We start from the raw sequence: 14,098 nt of genomic DNA, 5'->3' as shown, positions 1-14,098 counted from the left end.
ACTTTTATTGATTCCTTTTTGCATTTCTGTACATTATACTCAATATCTTCGGCTTCAAGAATGGAATAGAACAGAAATATTTATTAGATAGTGGATTATCCTGCTAGATGGGTGAGTGCTGTGAAAAAAATTTCGACAGGAGTTGAAGGCCTTGACAAAATGCTCAACGGCGGCCTCATTCCCGGTAGGGCATACCTAGTGGAGGGCGGACCCGGGGCAGGGAAGACGACCCTAGCTATGCACTTCCTGATGGAAGGTGTTAGGAACGGGGAGAAATGCTTGTATATCGCCCTAGAAGAGCCTATCCCTTCTCTCAAGGAAGATATGAGAGCCTTCGGCTTTGAGCTGGATAACCCGAACCTGAGGCTCATAGATGCGACGCCCGTAGGAGAAAAGAGGAGTGTCTTCGCCGACATCCTCTACGAAGACTTTGCTGTCAGCTTTGAGAAGCTCACGAGGTCGATAAGCGAAGAGCTCAAGACAGAGAGCTACTCAAGGATAGTCATAGACCCCATAACAATGCTCAAGCTCACTATTAAAGATGAACTTAAATACAGGAGGGCATTTATGGCGTTTCTAAAGGTGCTAGCCAACTACGACGCCACAGTCATCTTCACCTCCGAACTCAGCGAATGCGACATTGAGGAGTACCTCGTGAGCGGGGTAATACAGCTGAGGGTGGTTGAACAGAATGGAAAGCCCCTCAGGGGCATTAAGATCAGGAAGTTCAGGGGAAGCTCCTTTGACGAGGAGGCAAGACCGTACAAGATAACCGACAAGGGCATAGTAGTGTACCCCCGTGAGTCTATGCTATGAACCCCAGACGGCAGGGAAAAGGGAATGAAGCTTGAGGTCCCAAAGCTCGACGAGCTCCTCAGGGATATTGAACCGGGGAGCATAGTACTCCTCCTTACAGTGGGAGACCTTGGAATTGATATCTTCTTTAACTCCCTAAAGGCTAACGAAGAGAGTGCTGTAATATTTGCAACGCCCCAGATTAAACGTTTCCTAACTGAGAAGATAGGTATAACAAAGGCGAAGTTCATTGTTCTCGGTGAAGATATAAGCACCAAGAATCTCTTCGAAACCACGAATCTCATAAGGAGTCTTCCAAAGGGGAGTTACGTGGGTGTGTTCTTCTTCCAGCCCCTCTTCCTCTCCCATCCAGTTGAAGTAGTTCAGAGGTTCTTCGCTCAACTCACGGAGATAGCACTTGAACGTCACTTCATACTTCTAGCGATCCTCGACAAGAGGTTCCTCAAGGAAAGGGAGATAGCGGGCTTTGAGGCCAGCGCCACCCACGTCATCGAAATATCGGAGAGGATTTCAGGGTTTACGATAATCCGAGGAATAAGGGTGAAGAAGTCACCCTCCGGTGTGAGCGAGTTCTACAAAATTGAGTTCAAGAACGGAGAGGTTATCGTGGGTGAGGCCCTTGGATGAGAGAGCTTTAGTTTCTCTACTGATAATATTAACGACACTGGCGGCGTTCGGTTATCTCTCCCTGGCGCTAGGGAAGCTGGGAAACTGCGTGGAAAGATGTAAACGGGTGTTCAAACTTCATGTCACGGGAATTTTCGTTGCCGGAGCCTCACTGGTTCTCTGGAGAGCCATTCCCGCTCCCTCGGTCCTGGCCTACGTTTTTCAGGCCAGTACTCTGGTGGGGGGCCTCCTCTACGTGCTCTCCTTGGTAACGTTCAGAGCATTCCGGTTTGGAAAAGAGCTTCTCCTCCAGATCGCGGCGGTGTTCCTGGCAGCCCTCGTTTTTCCCCTGTACTCAGGGGACACCTCGGAATTGGAGTCACTGGTGTTCATTGCATTTTTGGAGTCAACAATGCTGATGGCAATATGGTGGTTTCTCTCGATTAGGATGCTCACGCACTTTGAAAAAAGAAACCTCCGAATAGCATCGTGGCTCGTGGTCTTGTTTGCGTGGTTGAGGCCATACCAGCTAACCCAGAACGGTATTTGCCTCTTTTATACTGCACTCATGGTCATGTTCACTTCCTCGGTGCTCCTCCTGTACTCGGCCATGGTTGTCTATGAGAGGGCCTCAAGGTGGTTGTAATGGAGTGCGTGATCACTGGGATACCGGATTTCATACTCGCGGTTTTCGCCATTGTGGGATTCATCTCAAAGAGGAACCCAATCCTGTACCGCTCCCCATGGGCGCTGGGTGTAGGCGTCCTTCTTCTCATCACTTCACTTCTGGAGGCGAGGGGGGTTACCTCGCTCTGGGTAACATTTCTGGAGTTTACTATCATTCTGATGGCGGGGATCCAGATAGAGCGCTTTGTCTCAACAAATACGGGAAAGAAAGCAATGTACTGGCTCTTTGGGTTGATTACCTCTCTCGTCCTACTAACGGTTGCGGTTACCGGAAGTTTCCTCCACTTTGAAGCTGGCCTTTTAATAATCCTTGGGACAGCGGCGATTAGGTTCAGTTCACTGGAGATGATCTTCGGAACGGAGATCAAATCCCCTCTCCTCACTTCAGGGACGATGGCCCTCCTCTCGGCACTCTCACTCATTCTGGGTTTCGTGGGGCTATCCACTTTTCTGTACACGGGGGCACTCCTCCTGATACTGGTGATAGTGGAAAACGTGATGAGCGTTAGGTGATGGCCATTATGTTGCCAGACTTCCCCCCATTAACCAAAGCTAGTCTCTTTGAACATGATGGGGCGGCTCTCTCAGAACAAATGCGAAGGTTTATTACCCTCCATGGCACTAGGTTATCCATGAACAAAACCAAGCTGGTGATGATTTGATAGATCTTTATTCTGGAATAATGGGTGTAGGTGGAGTAATGGTTCTCGCCGGCATAATTCTAACTTGGAACCTCTCAAGACTTGTTGAGAAGTTCAGGGTCGGAAAGAGGAAGCTTTCGTGGCTCATTCTCCTCGGAGGCTTGTTAACTGCCGTTGGATTTATACCCCCAATTATCAATGAGGAAGGCCACATGATCGTCTGGGCGCTCATAGTAGGCCCAGTCCTTATAGGATACGCCCTTTCGGAGAGCGGGCTCGTCAGGGCGAGCCTAGAAATGCTGTTGCAGATAGTAGCGGTAGTGCTCTCACTCATCTTCACCAAAGGGGACTATCTAGCCATAGCCCAGGTGTTTTCCGCTGTATCAATAATCCTCCTGATGAACGCGGTGGCGTTCTACGTTCACTCCCCCTCGGAGATATCACGGATTTCACGGGCAGCGGCATGGCTCTTTGCAATTTTCGTCCTTCTGAACGCCTGGAAGCACGGCACTGCGTATCTTCCCCTTTTGTACCTGCTTTCCCAGCTCCTCTGGCTCTATACCCTTGTAAAACTGCATTTCGTGGCAAGACAAAGACTCCCCAAAACTGCCCAGGAAGGCTTATAACTGTTCAAAAGAAGTTCCAACGGGTGAAGGAGAATGAAGGTTTACATGCCCGACCGAGAGTGGCCCGAACATTACAAGCCCGTTCTTGAAGAATTGGCAAAGATAACCGACCCGATAACCAGCGGGGACATACTGGACTCCGGTGTTGTGGCAGGCCTTGAGGTAAGCGGAGACACGCTTAAGGTGTGGCTCAACTTTGAGAGCCACGCCGAGTACAACATAACCGGCGAGAGCGCCATAGCGTACTCGAAAATCATCGGCGACATAATAGAGCGCTTTGCCCTCGTGAAGTTTGAGAACGTCTACGTCTACGACCTCAAGAACAACCCCGTTGGGGTCTTCGAGAACAGGAGAGGGTACAGAGCCGAAGACATTGGGGGCGGCTGAGTTGGGACTCCTCGGAATCTTCAAAAGGCCCGAGAAAAAGCCCAAGCGCGGCCCCAGAGAAGACCTCCCGCCAGAGGTCAAGCGGGTGGTTAGCCTTCTCAGATCCGTCGTAGACCCTGAGACAGAACTCAACATTGTCGACGAGGGCCTCCTCTACGGTGTGACAGTTAAGGGTTCTCTAGTTCAGGCATTCTTTCTCCTTGCACGCTCAACGCCGGAGTGCCACTTCTGTCAGGCTTTGGCTGTGAACGTCCAGCGGAGAATCCTGCGGGACACGATAGAGGTTCTCAAAAAGGAAGGGTTTAAGAGGGTTGAACTCTATAATGAGATTGGACTTTTGCTCGAAGAGTGGGGTGGTGAAGATGGTTCCGCAGGAGCTTGATGAGGGGCTTCCCCTCGAAAAGATGAAGGACTTCTCCCTTGAGGAGCTTCTCGGAATGGCCGTCAAGGCTGAGATAGGTGCGAGGAAGTTCTACGAGAGCCTTGCCGAGAGGATAGATATCCAGGAGCTTAGGGAGAAAATAGAGTGGCTCGCTGGAGAAGAGAAGAAGCACGAGGAGCTTTTGAGGAAAATCTACGCCAACATGTTCCCGGGAAAGGAGGTCATCTTCCCCAAGGAGCACATAGGGCCGGAGCTCCAGCCCGTTGCGAGGGAGCTCAACGGCGTGCAGGACATCATCGACCTAATCCGCTGGGCCATGAAGGCCGAGGAGATAGCGGCCAACTTCTATGCGAAGCTTGAGGAGATGGTGAACACCGAGGAGAAGAAGAGGCTCATGCGTTATTTGAGCGACATGGAGTGGGGCCACTACTACAACCTGAAGGCCGAGTACGAGCTCCTCCTTGACTGGGAGATGTACGGCCAGATGATGCATGTTGGGCCGTGAGCCCTTTCACTTAATTTTGCGAGGAATGAGCCCCAGAGCGAAAGCTTTATAGAATTTTGCTATCCTAATATTTTTACGTGAACCTAAAATGCTCGAGGGATTAATAGCCAACCTTTCATCATGGCTTCTATCCATCTCAGGTGGCAGTCTCCTGATGGTGGCGGTCTATGCCGGAATCTTCGTGGCGGTGATGACGACTCTCGGTGCCCTGCTCGCGATTTTCGCCCACAGAATGCCTGACTGGGGAGTCGACGTCAGCCTTTCTTTTGCCGCCGGTGTCATGATAGTGGCGAGCTTCACAAGTCTCATCCTCCCGGCGATAGAATCGACTGGGAGCTTCATGCCCGCGGGCGTTGGGATTCTCCTCGGCGTTCTGCTCATCTACATCATAGACCGCTTCATCCCCCACGAGCACCTCGTCAAGGGCTACGAAGGGCCGAAGGAGTTCAAGGAGAGGCTTCACGTTGTGTGGCTCATCGTTCTAGCCGTCATCATCCACAACCTACCAGAGGGAATGGCAGTGGGGACTTCGCTCGTCTACAACCTTGAGACAGGTCTCATAACGGCGATAGCAATAGGAATCCAGGATTTTCCGGAGGGGACGGTCGTCTCGCTCCCCCTTGCCACACTCCAGAAGAAGCGCCTTATGCCCATCGTAATGGGAGCGCTGAGCGGCGTTGCCGAGATGGTGATGGTCATCCTCGGGGCGTTCCTCTTCACGGTCTTCCACTCCCTGCTTCCCTATGGGCTTGGAATGGCCGGTGGAGCGATGCTCTACGTCACTGTGAAGGAGATGGTACCCGAGATATACAAAAGGGAGGAGAACGAGACGCTCGTTACCCTCGGCTTTTTCCTCGGCTTCTACGTGATGCTGTTTCTCGATTCCATGCTCGGTTAGCTCTTGGATGTTTAAGCTCTCGCGTGACAACCGTTTATTTTTCTTCAGAATTTCAGCGGTCGGAGGCATATCCCCTCGATACCTAAGGAAAAGAAGGAAAAGAGAAAATAAAAACAAGGAAAGCCTTCACTTCGGCATCTCCCTCACGTGAACGTCCATCTGTGGGAAGGGGATTTCTATCCCCTCTTTCATGTATGCTTCGTAGACTGCCTTCGTGAGGTAGCCCTTAACGTCCCAGAAGTCCTCCGTCTTCGTCCAAGCCCTTAACTGAAGGTTTATTGACGAATCCCCGAGGCCGGTTATTGCCACGCCTGGAGCCGGGTCTTTGAGCACCTTCGGGTGGTTCTCCATAAGCTCCATAGCTATCTTTACCGCCCTATCGAGGTCCGTTCCGTATGCAACACCAACATCAACGCTTACCCTCCTCGTCGGCATCCTGGTGTAGTTGGTTATGACACTCCCCCAGACGAGCTTGTTGGGGATCGTTATGAGCACGTTGTCCGGAGTCATGAGTTCAGTGCTCATTATGCCAACGGCGTTGACCTTGCCGACCTTTCCGGCGACCTCAACGACCTCACCCATGTCAATCGGCCTGAGGGCTGCAATCCACACGCCTGCTGCCAGGTTGGTGAGGGTGTCCTGCATGCCGAAGCCCAGGATCATGCCTATAACCGCTGACAGGCCGAGGACCACTGAACCAACGCCGATTCCAAGGGCCCTCACTGTCAGCAGTATCACCGCCACGTAGAGGAGTGCGCTCAAGAACCTTCCGAGAAACTCAACGACGAGAGCGGGGAGCTTCGTCCTCTTCAGCCCCCTCTTGAAGGAAGCGACGACTAACTTTGTCACTATGTAGCCCACTATCAGTACCACTACCGCAGTTATTACTTGGATAGGCGTAATTCCCACGTAGGGGAGCGGACTACCAAAGGCAGTACTGTTTGCATCAGCCATGACATTCACCTTGTACATTTTAGGTTTAGCATTTATTAATGTATGTTGTCAGGGAGAGTATCTTTTCTCAACTTAAAGCATTGTTAGTTAGTTCTTCGAACGGGGAAGAGAGCGGCCTGAGCGCCACTTGCGAGGATGACACGAACTGGGCACTGGACAATCTAGACATGTCCAAGAAATGTTGAAAGCAAAGAAGAGAAAGGGACGTCTCACTCTTTATACTTGGCAATAAGCTCCGCCAGGAGCCTGTGGTGCTCCTGTTCGTTCTTAACTATCGCCTCGGCGAGGCCCTTGAAGAGCGGGTGGGTCATCTTCTCGGCCATCTTCTGGTAGGTCTCTATCATGTCCTTCTCTATATCAAGGTGCATCTCGGCGAAGCGCTTCACAAGAGCTTTCTGCTCAGGGGAGAGCTCTATATCTTTTACTTCTTCCAGTGGACCCTCACCGGCGAGCTTTTCAAGCTCCTTCTGGGCGTTGAGGATGGCCTCCATAAGATGTTTGTGGATTACAGTGTCAACGGCTATCCTGCCGACTATCTCCTCAACCTTGGTGTACCTAAGGCCCTGTCCCCGTATGAGTTTTAGCCCGTCGGTGTAGCTGGAGGCGGCCTTCTTTTCAGTCTCGTAGGCGTGTTTAACAAGTGGTTCAGACATAGACATCACCTGGGTAATATGGACATCAAACCTTAATAATGTTTTTCATAGTCCTACTGGGTACGTTAAAGTTGGAGGAAAATATGAAATCAAAACGAAAAACGTTAAGAAACGAGAAAGATTAGAACTTGACCTTTATTCCGGTCCCCTCTTCAACCTCGTCAAAGCCCTCCTTCATGTACTTGGCCAGTTCCTCGTCAACCTCGAAGAGTGCCGCGAGAAACTCTCCGAAGTGCTCTTTCTCCTCGTTGGCAACATCGAGGAAGATGCCCTTTATCCTCTCATCCTCTATCCCAGCGGCAAGCTGCTCGTAGATGTTTATGGCGTCGAGTTCAGCCTCGATGGCCCAGCGAAGGGCCTGCGCTATCTCCGTCTTTGTAAGGGGCCTGTCCTTCGGGAGTTCAAACGGATATTTCGCCAGCATGGTATCACCCCCTTAACATTCAAGTTCGGGATTAATAACCCTTTCGAAGCGCTCAGGGAGAAGGGCTACAAGCTAACGCCCCAGAGGCTTAAGCTGGTGGAGGTTCTGGAGGAGATCGGGGGAGAGCACCCCTCGATGAACCGGCTCCTTGAGAGGATCAGGAGGGACTTTTCAACGGTGAGCTTCTCAACGCTCTACTCCAACCTGCTCACGCTTAAGGAGCTCGGCCTCGTGGAGCTGTTCTTGATCGAGGAGGCGACAAGGGTCGAGATCAACACGAAGCCCCACGTGAACCTCATCAGGGGGAAGAGCGTTGTTGACGTTGAGGACCCGAAATCATAGAGAGCATAAGGAAAAAGCTTGGGAAGAAGGTCAAGCTTGTAAACGTCCTCGTTGAATGAAAATTTAAAAATCAGTCCACCTCCAGGCTGAAGTCCTGGTAGTCCATCCATATACCAGTCTTCATGACCGCGTCGTACTGGGCCTTCAGAAGCTCGTAGTGGGTCTTCTCGATCCTCGCCAGCTCCTCAAACAGTCGTTTAACGTTCTCGTGCTCGGCCTCTTTAGCTGCCTTCTCGTAGAACTCCCAGGTAAGTTTCTCCTGCTCCATTCCAACCTTCACGGCGTCGACCTCACTGAGGGTTTCGGGCTCCTCAACTACCAGCTTCCCGACAAGCTCCTTGTCAACTGCAGGGAGCTCGCACTTCTCTATGAGCTCCTCGACAAACTTCTCTTCAAAGAGATCCCAGTGCTCCGCTTCTTCCTTCGCCAGGAAGAGGAACATCTTTCTGGCCTTTTCATCTCTAGCCTTCCTTGCAAGCTTCAGGTAGAATTTAAGCTCGTTCTTCTCAACCTCAAGCGCCAAGGCAAGGGCCTCAAGTTCATTCATAGTATCACCCCATCAACCTACTCATCTTCCCCTATTAGCTTTTTGAATTCTGCGAGAACTTTGGCGGCATGTCCCTTCGCCCTCACGTTTATCTTCTTCCAGACAATTTTTCCATCAGGGTTCAGAATGAAAGTGCTCCTTATTACGCCCTCGTACTCCCTGCCGTAGCTCTTCTTCTTGCCCCATGCCCCGAGGGCTTTGTGGAGCTCAGTGTTCGGGTCGCTGAGGAGTTTGATCTTGAGGCCGTGCTTCTCCTTGAAACGCCCGTGGCTCCTGGGAGAGTCGCGGGAGACCCCAATGACCTGGACTCCAAGCTTCTCAAACTCGTCAATCAGTTCCGTGAACTCCTTGGCCTCAGTCGTACAGCCAGGGGTATTGTCCTTGGGGTAGAAGTACAGGACGGTCCACTTCCCGAGAACGAAGTCCCTTAGGGGTCTCTCCTTACCGTTCTCGTCGAGCACTTTTATTTCCAAGTAGTTCACAATCATCACCAGAGTAGTTAGGTTTTCCTAACATTTAAGCTTTCTGGTCGAACCAAAAGCCTCTTTTAAACGGCCGTTGAAATGGTGGGGGTGGTAGGATGAGAATTGAAAAAGTTGAGGAACCGCTCTCTCTCAAGGACGAGCTTGTGAAGTTCGTCTTCAGGGTTTACCAGTCAACCGGTGGGGCATATCCAGCTCTCGAATGGGTGGAAAATAAGCCTTCTCCCGACGATTTTGAGGGCTTTAAGAAGGTCTATGAACCATTCCTTGAGTTCAGGCTCGGAAAGGAATTCGACGAGCTCTACGTTCTCAGGAATAATGATGGAAAGATCGCGGGAACCGTTGCCCTCGTTTACAATCTCGAAGGTAAAGACGTGTGGTGGGTACCTGAGGAGATAAATAACGGAAAGACTGGTCTCATCGAGTTCTTCATGGTTCACCCCGAGTACAAGAGGAAGGGCTACGGCTCAAAGCTTTTGGATTTTGCCATCGAGAGGTTAAAGGAGCTTGGAAAGGAGGCCTACGTGATAACCTTCCCGGAGCTTGAGGCTTACTCATATTATCTAAGAAAGAGCTTCGTCAAGGTTATGGACTACGAGGAGTTTGTTGTTCTGAAGTACGACGGAGGTGGGAAGAGTGGAGGAGATGCTTGAGCTGGCCACGAAGTTCTACGAAGATGAGTACGCGGATTCAGTCCTCTACGCCCAGCTTGCGAAGGGAGAGAAGGACGGGAGAATAAAGGAGGAGTTCTTAAGACTCTCACAAATAGAATCAAAGCATGCGAAGTTCTGGCACGACTTCCTGGAGTCCAGGGGAGTCGAGCCGCCAAGGCCAAAGGTGAGAAGGCTTCACATCGTGAGCGTCAGGCTCCTCAGAAGGCTCCTAGGTCCCGGAGCAGTTGCGTCCCTCCTTGAGATGGGAGAAAACAGCGCCATTCAGAAGTACTTCAGATACCTCACAAAGTACGCGGAGGATCTCTCGGGGGGTGAGATGGAGAGGCTGAAGGAGGTCATAATAGACGAGCTGGAACACGAGCGCTTCTTTGAGGAAAGCAAGAGACGCTTCCACGCCGAGAACATCAGAGACCTCGTCCTGGGGATGAACGACGGACTCGTGGAGATACTCGGGGCTGTTACTGGATTATCAGCAGTCTATGCAAACGCGCCGAAGCTGGTGGGAATCAGCGGCCTCATCGTTGGTGTTGCCGGTTCGCTCTCAATGGGGATAGGGGCCTTCATCTCCGTCCGCTCCCAGAGACAGGTTAACGAGGCGTTGAAGGAGAGGATGAGCGTTCTCTTTAGAATTTCGCCAGACAGGGCAAAGGAGGAGATTAAAGCCAGGTTAATTGAAGGAGGAGTCCCAGAGGAGATAGCAGAGAAGACCGCCGAAGAGCTCTCCAGAAAGGGGGATGCAGCTGTTAAACTGGTAATACCAGAAGGGGGAGAGAACGAGGTTCGTTCCGCTCTTTACACCGGACTGGCGTATCTCCTGGGAGTGGCTTTTCCGGTTCTGCCGTACTTCCTCGCCTCGAGCTCCATAGTTGCACTTCCGTTCTCGATACTGTTTGCAGGAGCGGCCTTAGCAATAGTGGCAACCCTAGTATCGATCCTCTCTGGAATCTCCATAAGGACGAAGATCGTGGAGATGGTGACAACTGGGCTCGGGGCGGCCTTCATGAGCTACCTCTTCGGCAGACTAATGGAGAGTGTCTTCCACATCTCAGCCCTTTAAGAATATGGCCTAAACGTTTATATTTTCTTTTTTTCCAATTACGAACGGTGGTTTCTATGGAAGATCCTTATGTATGGATGGAGAACCTCCAGGATGAGCGCGTTCTAAAGCTCGTTGAGGAAGAGAACAGTCGATTTAGGGAGTTCATCGGAAAGCTCAGCGATGAGCTTTTCCCGGAGGTCTGGGAGCTGTACTCGATTCCAATTCTCGGAAGTGCGAGGCTGACTGAAAAGGGCACCGTTGCCATGTACCGCGAAAAAGACAGGCGGGTCATAAAATGGCTCGGTGGGGATGTCATAATCGACTCTAAGGAGCTTGAGAGGGAAGCAAACGACCAAGTTCTACTCCAGGGCTTCACTGTTGATAGAGAAGGCAAGAAGCTCACATACAGCTTTTCAATCGGTGGAGCGGACGAAGGTGTCACGAGAATAATCGACCTCGAAAGCGGGGAGCTCATAGGAGAGTTCAAACCATCTGTGTGGAACGTCACGTTCCTTGAGAACGGCTACTATTTCAGCAGATTTTACAGGCATGGCGAGACGCCGGACGGAATCAAGGCCCCAGCGGTGAGGCTGTTCTGGAAGGACGAATCCGGAGAGAAGATGGTCTTTGGAAAGGGTCTAAGCTCGGGTTACTTTATGGGACTCAGAAAGAGCACAGACGGGAAGTGGGCTATGCTGACGGTCACATTTGGCTGGAACAAGGCTAATATCTATATCGGGCCGGTTGAAGCCCCAGACCTCTGGGGGAAGGTTTACTCCGCGGAGGTTCCGGCGGAGCCGATTGATGTCGTCAACGGCAAGCTCTACGTCCTCACGAGGGAAGGAAAGGGCCTCGGAAAGGTAGTTGCCGTAGAAGGCGAAAAAACTACCGAAGTCATCCCAGAGGGTGAGTTCCCACTGGAATGGGCCGTGATCTTGGGTGACAAAGTCCTCACCGGCAGGCTCGTTCATGCGAGCCACAGGATTGAGCTATATTCCCTTGAAGGGGAGAAAATAAGTGAGTTCGGCTTTGACCTCCCTGGAAGCGTTTACCCCCTTGATTCGGACGGCAAAAAGGCCCTGATCCGTTACGAAAGCTTCACCGTCCCCTACAGGCTTTACGAGTTTGACGGAGAGCTAAGGCTCGTTGAAAATCAGGGGATAGTAGGGGATTTCAATGTAGAAGAAGACTTCGCCACATCAAAGGACGGAACAAAGATTCACTACTTCACCGTCAAAGGTTCCACCGACAGGAAGAAGGCCTGGGTGTTCGGCTACGGAGGATTTAACATATCCCTAACACCGCGCTTCTTCCCTCAGGCCATCCCGTTCATCAGGCGTGGTGGGACCTTTGCCATGGCCAACCTACGCGGAGGAAGTGAGTACGGCGAGGAGTGGCACCGGGCTGGAATGAGGGAGAACAAGCAAAATGTATTCGACGACTTCACAGCAGTCCTCGAGAAGCTCAAGGAGAGGGGCTATAAAGTCGCCGCATGGGGAAGGAGCAACGGCGGCCTTTTGGTCTCCGCCACACTCACTCAAAGACCGGACGTTATGGACGCGGCCCTGATCGGATATCCCGTCATCGACATGATGCGCTTCCACAAGCTCTACATCGGCAGCGTTTGGGTTCCAGAATACGGGAACCCGGACGACCCGAAGGACAGGGAGTTCCTGTTAAAATACTCCCCATATCACAACGTTGACCCGAACAAGCACTATCCACTGACGCTCATCTACACAGGTTTGCACGACGACCGCGTTCACCCGGCACACGCCCTCAAGTTCTTCATGAAGATGAAGGAGCTAGGAGCGCCGGTTTATATCAGAGTTGAGACGAAGAGCGGACACATGGGTGCCTCTCCTGAGACGAGGGCAAAAGAACTAACAGACCTGCTGGCCTTTGTTATTAAGGCCCTTTCCTGACGTCTTCTTCTATTATCCTTTTCATCCACGTCCCCCTGCTGAACCAGAGAAAGGCCACTATCGCCGCCAGAAAGTTGCTCATGCCCATTCCGAAGAACACACCCTTGGGGCTCATCCCGAAGAGCTCCGCGAGCGGAACTCTAAGCCCGAAAACCGTCACAGCCGCGACGTATCCGAATACGTAGCTCAGGGGTATCCTGAAGCCCCAGAGGCGGAGCATGCTGAGAACCATGCTCTTCTTGGTGTGTCCTGCCGAGCTGAACGTCCTCGTCACGACGACGAAGATTCCGTTGAAGAACGGGACGGATATCAGGAAGTACTTGAGGACGTACTCACTCTGGGCTATGACATTGGGATCATCGAGGAAGACCTTGAAGACGGGAACCCTGAAGATTCCGATTATCAGGATCGCCGAAGAGGCTATGAGGAAGTTGATAACCATGGCTCTCTCCGATATTCTCTTGGCCCTTTCGTATCTCTCCGCTCCGATGTTCTGGGATATCATCGTCCCCATCGCCATACTGACACCGCGAGCTATGCTCGTTATGAAGTTCACGAGGCGGGTGGTGATGATATATGCCGCGTAGGTCACATCTCCGTATCCATAGATAATCCTTGTCAGAACAACAAAGCCGAAGCTGTTGGCGGACTGGCCAACGGCTGATGGAAGGCCAACGCGGAAAATCCTTGAGTAGAACTCCATATCGGGCTTGAGGGTCTCCCTCGTGAGATGCAGGCCTGCCTTTCCGCTCGTTAAGAGCCAGGCGCCTATCAGGGCTCCAGTGGCGTTTGAGAGGACCGTCGCTATAGCCGCTCCGGCAACACCCCATTCGGGGAAGGGCCCAACACCGAAGATTAGAAGCGGGTCGAGCACTATGTTTATAGCCACTGTGAGCATGCTTATCTTCACGGGCGTTTTTGTATCCCCTGAAGCCCTCATGAGGGCCGAGAAGGCCATGAATGTAAAGGAGAAGGGAACGCCCGCGAAAACGACCGTGGCGTAGGCCTTAGCGTAGGGGTAGACATTTGGGGTCACCTTCATAAAGTGGAGCGCGTAGGGAAGGATTACGAGGCTTATTAGGGCAGTAACAGTTGAGAAGAAGAGCATCAGGGAGTAGAGGGCTCCAGCAGAGCGGTTGGCCCTCTCGTAGTTTCCCGCCCCGATGTACTGCCCCACGAAGGCGAAGCCAGCTGTAGCGAACCCCATGCCGAGAGCCATTAGGGTTCCTATTATCGGCCAGCTCGTTCCTGGAGCGGCCAGTGCCCCCCTTCCAAGCTTTCCGAGCCAGAATGTGTCCGTTATGTTGTAAACGACCTGAACGAGGTTGCTGACGATTAGGGGATAAGCTAACCGGAGGAGGGTTCTCTCTATGGGACCGTTGAGTATCTCCTGCCTCATCGCCTGAATCTTTCCGCGCTCCATTAGTACCACAGTAAGATGAGCATCGAAGCGGGGATATAAAAAGTTAATGGAAACAGCAGAAAAAGTTACACTCAGGTATAGGAGCGT

Annotated in this window: 19 protein-coding genes; 13 read left to right on the top strand and 6 right to left on the bottom strand. The window is 51.8% G+C overall.

What is annotated here, in order from left to right:
* Positions 1-120 precede the first annotated feature (120 nt).
* The 9 genes from E3E29_RS00650 (at position 121) to E3E29_RS00610 (ending at position 5,548) form a co-directional block, all read left to right on the top strand.
* Positions 121-816 carry an ATPase domain-containing protein gene (locus E3E29_RS00650; protein WP_167909057.1) on the top strand — a complete coding sequence of 232 codons (696 nt, stop codon included), beginning with the start codon at positions 121-123 and terminating at the stop codon, positions 814-816.
* Between the two features lie 24 nt (positions 817-840).
* Positions 841-1,443: a hypothetical protein gene (locus E3E29_RS00645; protein WP_167909056.1), complete on the top strand. Its 603-nt coding sequence runs from the start codon at positions 841-843 to the stop codon at positions 1,441-1,443.
* On the top strand, positions 1,436-2,068 hold the full coding sequence (locus tag E3E29_RS00640; RefSeq protein WP_167909055.1) for a hypothetical protein: 633 nt from the start codon (positions 1,436-1,438) through the stop codon (positions 2,066-2,068). The genes E3E29_RS00645 and E3E29_RS00640 overlap by 8 nt, the downstream gene beginning before the upstream one ends.
* A complete protein-coding gene (locus tag E3E29_RS00635) occupies positions 2,068-2,622 on the top strand; it encodes a hypothetical protein (RefSeq protein ID WP_167909054.1) in 555 nt (184 codons plus the stop codon). Before E3E29_RS00640 ends, E3E29_RS00635 begins: the two co-directional genes overlap by 1 nt.
* Before the next feature lie 145 nt (positions 2,623-2,767).
* Entirely contained in the window at positions 2,768-3,376 is a 609-nt protein-coding gene (locus E3E29_RS00630) for a hypothetical protein (protein ID WP_167909053.1), read from the top strand.
* A 33-nt stretch (positions 3,377-3,409) separates the two neighbouring features.
* Positions 3,410-3,763, top strand: a complete 354-nt coding sequence (locus tag E3E29_RS00625) for a hypothetical protein (RefSeq protein ID WP_167909052.1) — start codon at positions 3,410-3,412, stop codon at positions 3,761-3,763.
* A 1-nt stretch (position 3,764) separates the two neighbouring features.
* Positions 3,765-4,145 carry an iron-sulfur cluster assembly protein gene (locus E3E29_RS00620; RefSeq protein WP_167909051.1) on the top strand — a complete coding sequence of 127 codons (381 nt, stop codon included), beginning with the start codon at positions 3,765-3,767 and terminating at the stop codon, positions 4,143-4,145.
* Positions 4,126-4,650 carry a ferritin family protein gene (locus tag E3E29_RS00615; protein WP_167909754.1) on the top strand — a complete coding sequence of 175 codons (525 nt, stop codon included), beginning with the start codon at positions 4,126-4,128 and terminating at the stop codon, positions 4,648-4,650. The genes E3E29_RS00620 and E3E29_RS00615 overlap by 20 nt, the downstream gene beginning before the upstream one ends.
* Positions 4,651-4,738: 88 nt before the next feature.
* Positions 4,739-5,548 carry a ZIP family metal transporter gene (locus tag E3E29_RS00610; protein ID WP_167909050.1) on the top strand — a complete coding sequence of 270 codons (810 nt, stop codon included), beginning with the start codon at positions 4,739-4,741 and terminating at the stop codon, positions 5,546-5,548.
* Positions 5,549-5,674: 126 nt separating this feature from the next.
* Here E3E29_RS00610 and E3E29_RS00605 read toward each other — a convergent pair whose 3' ends face one another.
* The 3 genes from E3E29_RS00605 to E3E29_RS00595 all read right to left on the bottom strand — a co-directional run bounded on the left by E3E29_RS00605 (position 5,675) and on the right by E3E29_RS00595 (position 7,579).
* A complete protein-coding gene (locus tag E3E29_RS00605; protein ID WP_167909049.1) occupies positions 5,675-6,502 on the bottom strand; it encodes a mechanosensitive ion channel family protein in 828 nt (275 codons plus the stop codon).
* A gap of 209 nt (positions 6,503-6,711) precedes the next feature.
* Positions 6,712-7,161 (bottom strand): ferritin family protein, encoded by a 450-nt coding sequence (locus E3E29_RS00600; protein ID WP_240922751.1) that lies wholly within the window; start codon positions 7,159-7,161, stop codon positions 6,712-6,714.
* 115 nt (positions 7,162-7,276) lie between these two features.
* Positions 7,277-7,579 (bottom strand): ferritin family protein, encoded by a 303-nt coding sequence (locus tag E3E29_RS00595; RefSeq protein ID WP_167909048.1) that lies wholly within the window; start codon positions 7,577-7,579, stop codon positions 7,277-7,279.
* A gap of 96 nt (positions 7,580-7,675) precedes the next feature.
* Here E3E29_RS00595 and E3E29_RS11680 point away from each other — a divergent pair, with 96 nt between their 5' ends.
* Complete coding sequence (locus E3E29_RS11680) at positions 7,676-7,921, top strand: transcriptional repressor (protein WP_342764640.1); 246 nt, start codon at positions 7,676-7,678, stop codon at positions 7,919-7,921.
* Between the two features lie 70 nt (positions 7,922-7,991).
* Here E3E29_RS11680 and E3E29_RS00585 read toward each other — a convergent pair whose 3' ends face one another.
* Together E3E29_RS00585 and E3E29_RS00580 are read right to left on the bottom strand one after the other, a co-directional pair.
* Positions 7,992-8,468, bottom strand: a complete 477-nt coding sequence (locus E3E29_RS00585; RefSeq protein WP_167909047.1) for a ferritin family protein — start codon at positions 8,466-8,468, stop codon at positions 7,992-7,994.
* A 17-nt stretch (positions 8,469-8,485) separates the two neighbouring features.
* Complete coding sequence (locus E3E29_RS00580; protein WP_167909752.1) at positions 8,486-8,950, bottom strand: peroxiredoxin; 465 nt, start codon at positions 8,948-8,950, stop codon at positions 8,486-8,488.
* A gap of 98 nt (positions 8,951-9,048) precedes the next feature.
* Between E3E29_RS00580 and E3E29_RS00575 the strand changes: the two genes are divergently transcribed.
* The 3 genes from E3E29_RS00575 to E3E29_RS00565 are packed head-to-tail and all read left to right on the top strand — an operon-like array spanning position 9,049 to position 12,588.
* On the top strand, positions 9,049-9,603 hold the full coding sequence (locus E3E29_RS00575) for a GNAT family N-acetyltransferase (RefSeq protein WP_167909046.1): 555 nt from the start codon (positions 9,049-9,051) through the stop codon (positions 9,601-9,603).
* Positions 9,587-10,681, top strand: a complete 1,095-nt coding sequence (locus tag E3E29_RS00570; protein ID WP_167909045.1) for a VIT1/CCC1 transporter family protein — start codon at positions 9,587-9,589, stop codon at positions 10,679-10,681. The genes E3E29_RS00575 and E3E29_RS00570 overlap by 17 nt, the downstream gene beginning before the upstream one ends.
* A gap of 56 nt (positions 10,682-10,737) precedes the next feature.
* Positions 10,738-12,588: a prolyl oligopeptidase family serine peptidase gene (locus tag E3E29_RS00565; RefSeq protein WP_167909751.1), complete on the top strand. Its 1,851-nt coding sequence runs from the start codon at positions 10,738-10,740 to the stop codon at positions 12,586-12,588.
* Here E3E29_RS00565 and E3E29_RS00560 read toward each other — a convergent pair.
* Complete coding sequence (locus tag E3E29_RS00560) at positions 12,572-14,011, bottom strand: MATE family efflux transporter (protein ID WP_167909750.1); 1,440 nt, start codon at positions 14,009-14,011, stop codon at positions 12,572-12,574. The genes E3E29_RS00565 and E3E29_RS00560 overlap by 17 nt on opposite strands.
* Positions 14,012-14,098: the final 87 nt, after the last annotated feature.

It is taken from the genome of Thermococcus sp. Bubb.Bath (assembly GCF_012027595.1).
Lineage (GTDB): Archaea > Methanobacteriota_B > Thermococci > Thermococcales > Thermococcaceae > Thermococcus.
This window is presented reverse-complemented; position numbering and strand designations above follow the sequence as displayed.

Bases quoted from the DNA above. Each gene is read 5' to 3' on its own strand.
- E3E29_RS00645 (WP_167909056.1), top strand. From the start codon at position 841: ATGAAGCTTGAGGTCCCAAAGCTCGACGAGCTCCTCAGGGATATTGAA.
- E3E29_RS00635 (WP_167909054.1), top strand. From the start codon at position 2,068: ATGGAGTGCGTGATCACTGGGATACCGGATTTCATACTCGCGGTTTTC.
- E3E29_RS00625 (WP_167909052.1), top strand. From the start codon at position 3,410: ATGAAGGTTTACATGCCCGACCGAGAGTGGCCCGAACATTACAAGCCC.
- E3E29_RS00615 (WP_167909754.1), top strand. From the start codon at position 4,126: ATGGTTCCGCAGGAGCTTGATGAGGGGCTTCCCCTCGAAAAGATGAAG.
- E3E29_RS00610 (WP_167909050.1), top strand. From the start codon at position 4,739: ATGCTCGAGGGATTAATAGCCAACCTTTCATCATGGCTTCTATCCATC.
- E3E29_RS00605 (WP_167909049.1), bottom strand. From the start codon at position 6,502: ATGGCTGATGCAAACAGTACTGCCTTTGGTAGTCCGCTCCCCTACGTG.
- E3E29_RS00600 (WP_240922751.1), bottom strand. From the start codon at position 7,161: ATGTCTATGTCTGAACCACTTGTTAAACACGCCTACGAGACTGAAAAG.
- E3E29_RS00595 (WP_167909048.1), bottom strand. From the start codon at position 7,579: ATGCTGGCGAAATATCCGTTTGAACTCCCGAAGGACAGGCCCCTTACA.
- E3E29_RS00585 (WP_167909047.1), bottom strand. From the start codon at position 8,468: ATGAATGAACTTGAGGCCCTTGCCTTGGCGCTTGAGGTTGAGAAGAAC.
- E3E29_RS00575 (WP_167909046.1), top strand. From the start codon at position 9,049: ATGAGAATTGAAAAAGTTGAGGAACCGCTCTCTCTCAAGGACGAGCTT.
- E3E29_RS00565 (WP_167909751.1), top strand. From the start codon at position 10,738: ATGGAAGATCCTTATGTATGGATGGAGAACCTCCAGGATGAGCGCGTT.
- E3E29_RS00560 (WP_167909750.1), bottom strand. From the start codon at position 14,011: ATGGAGCGCGGAAAGATTCAGGCGATGAGGCAGGAGATACTCAACGGT.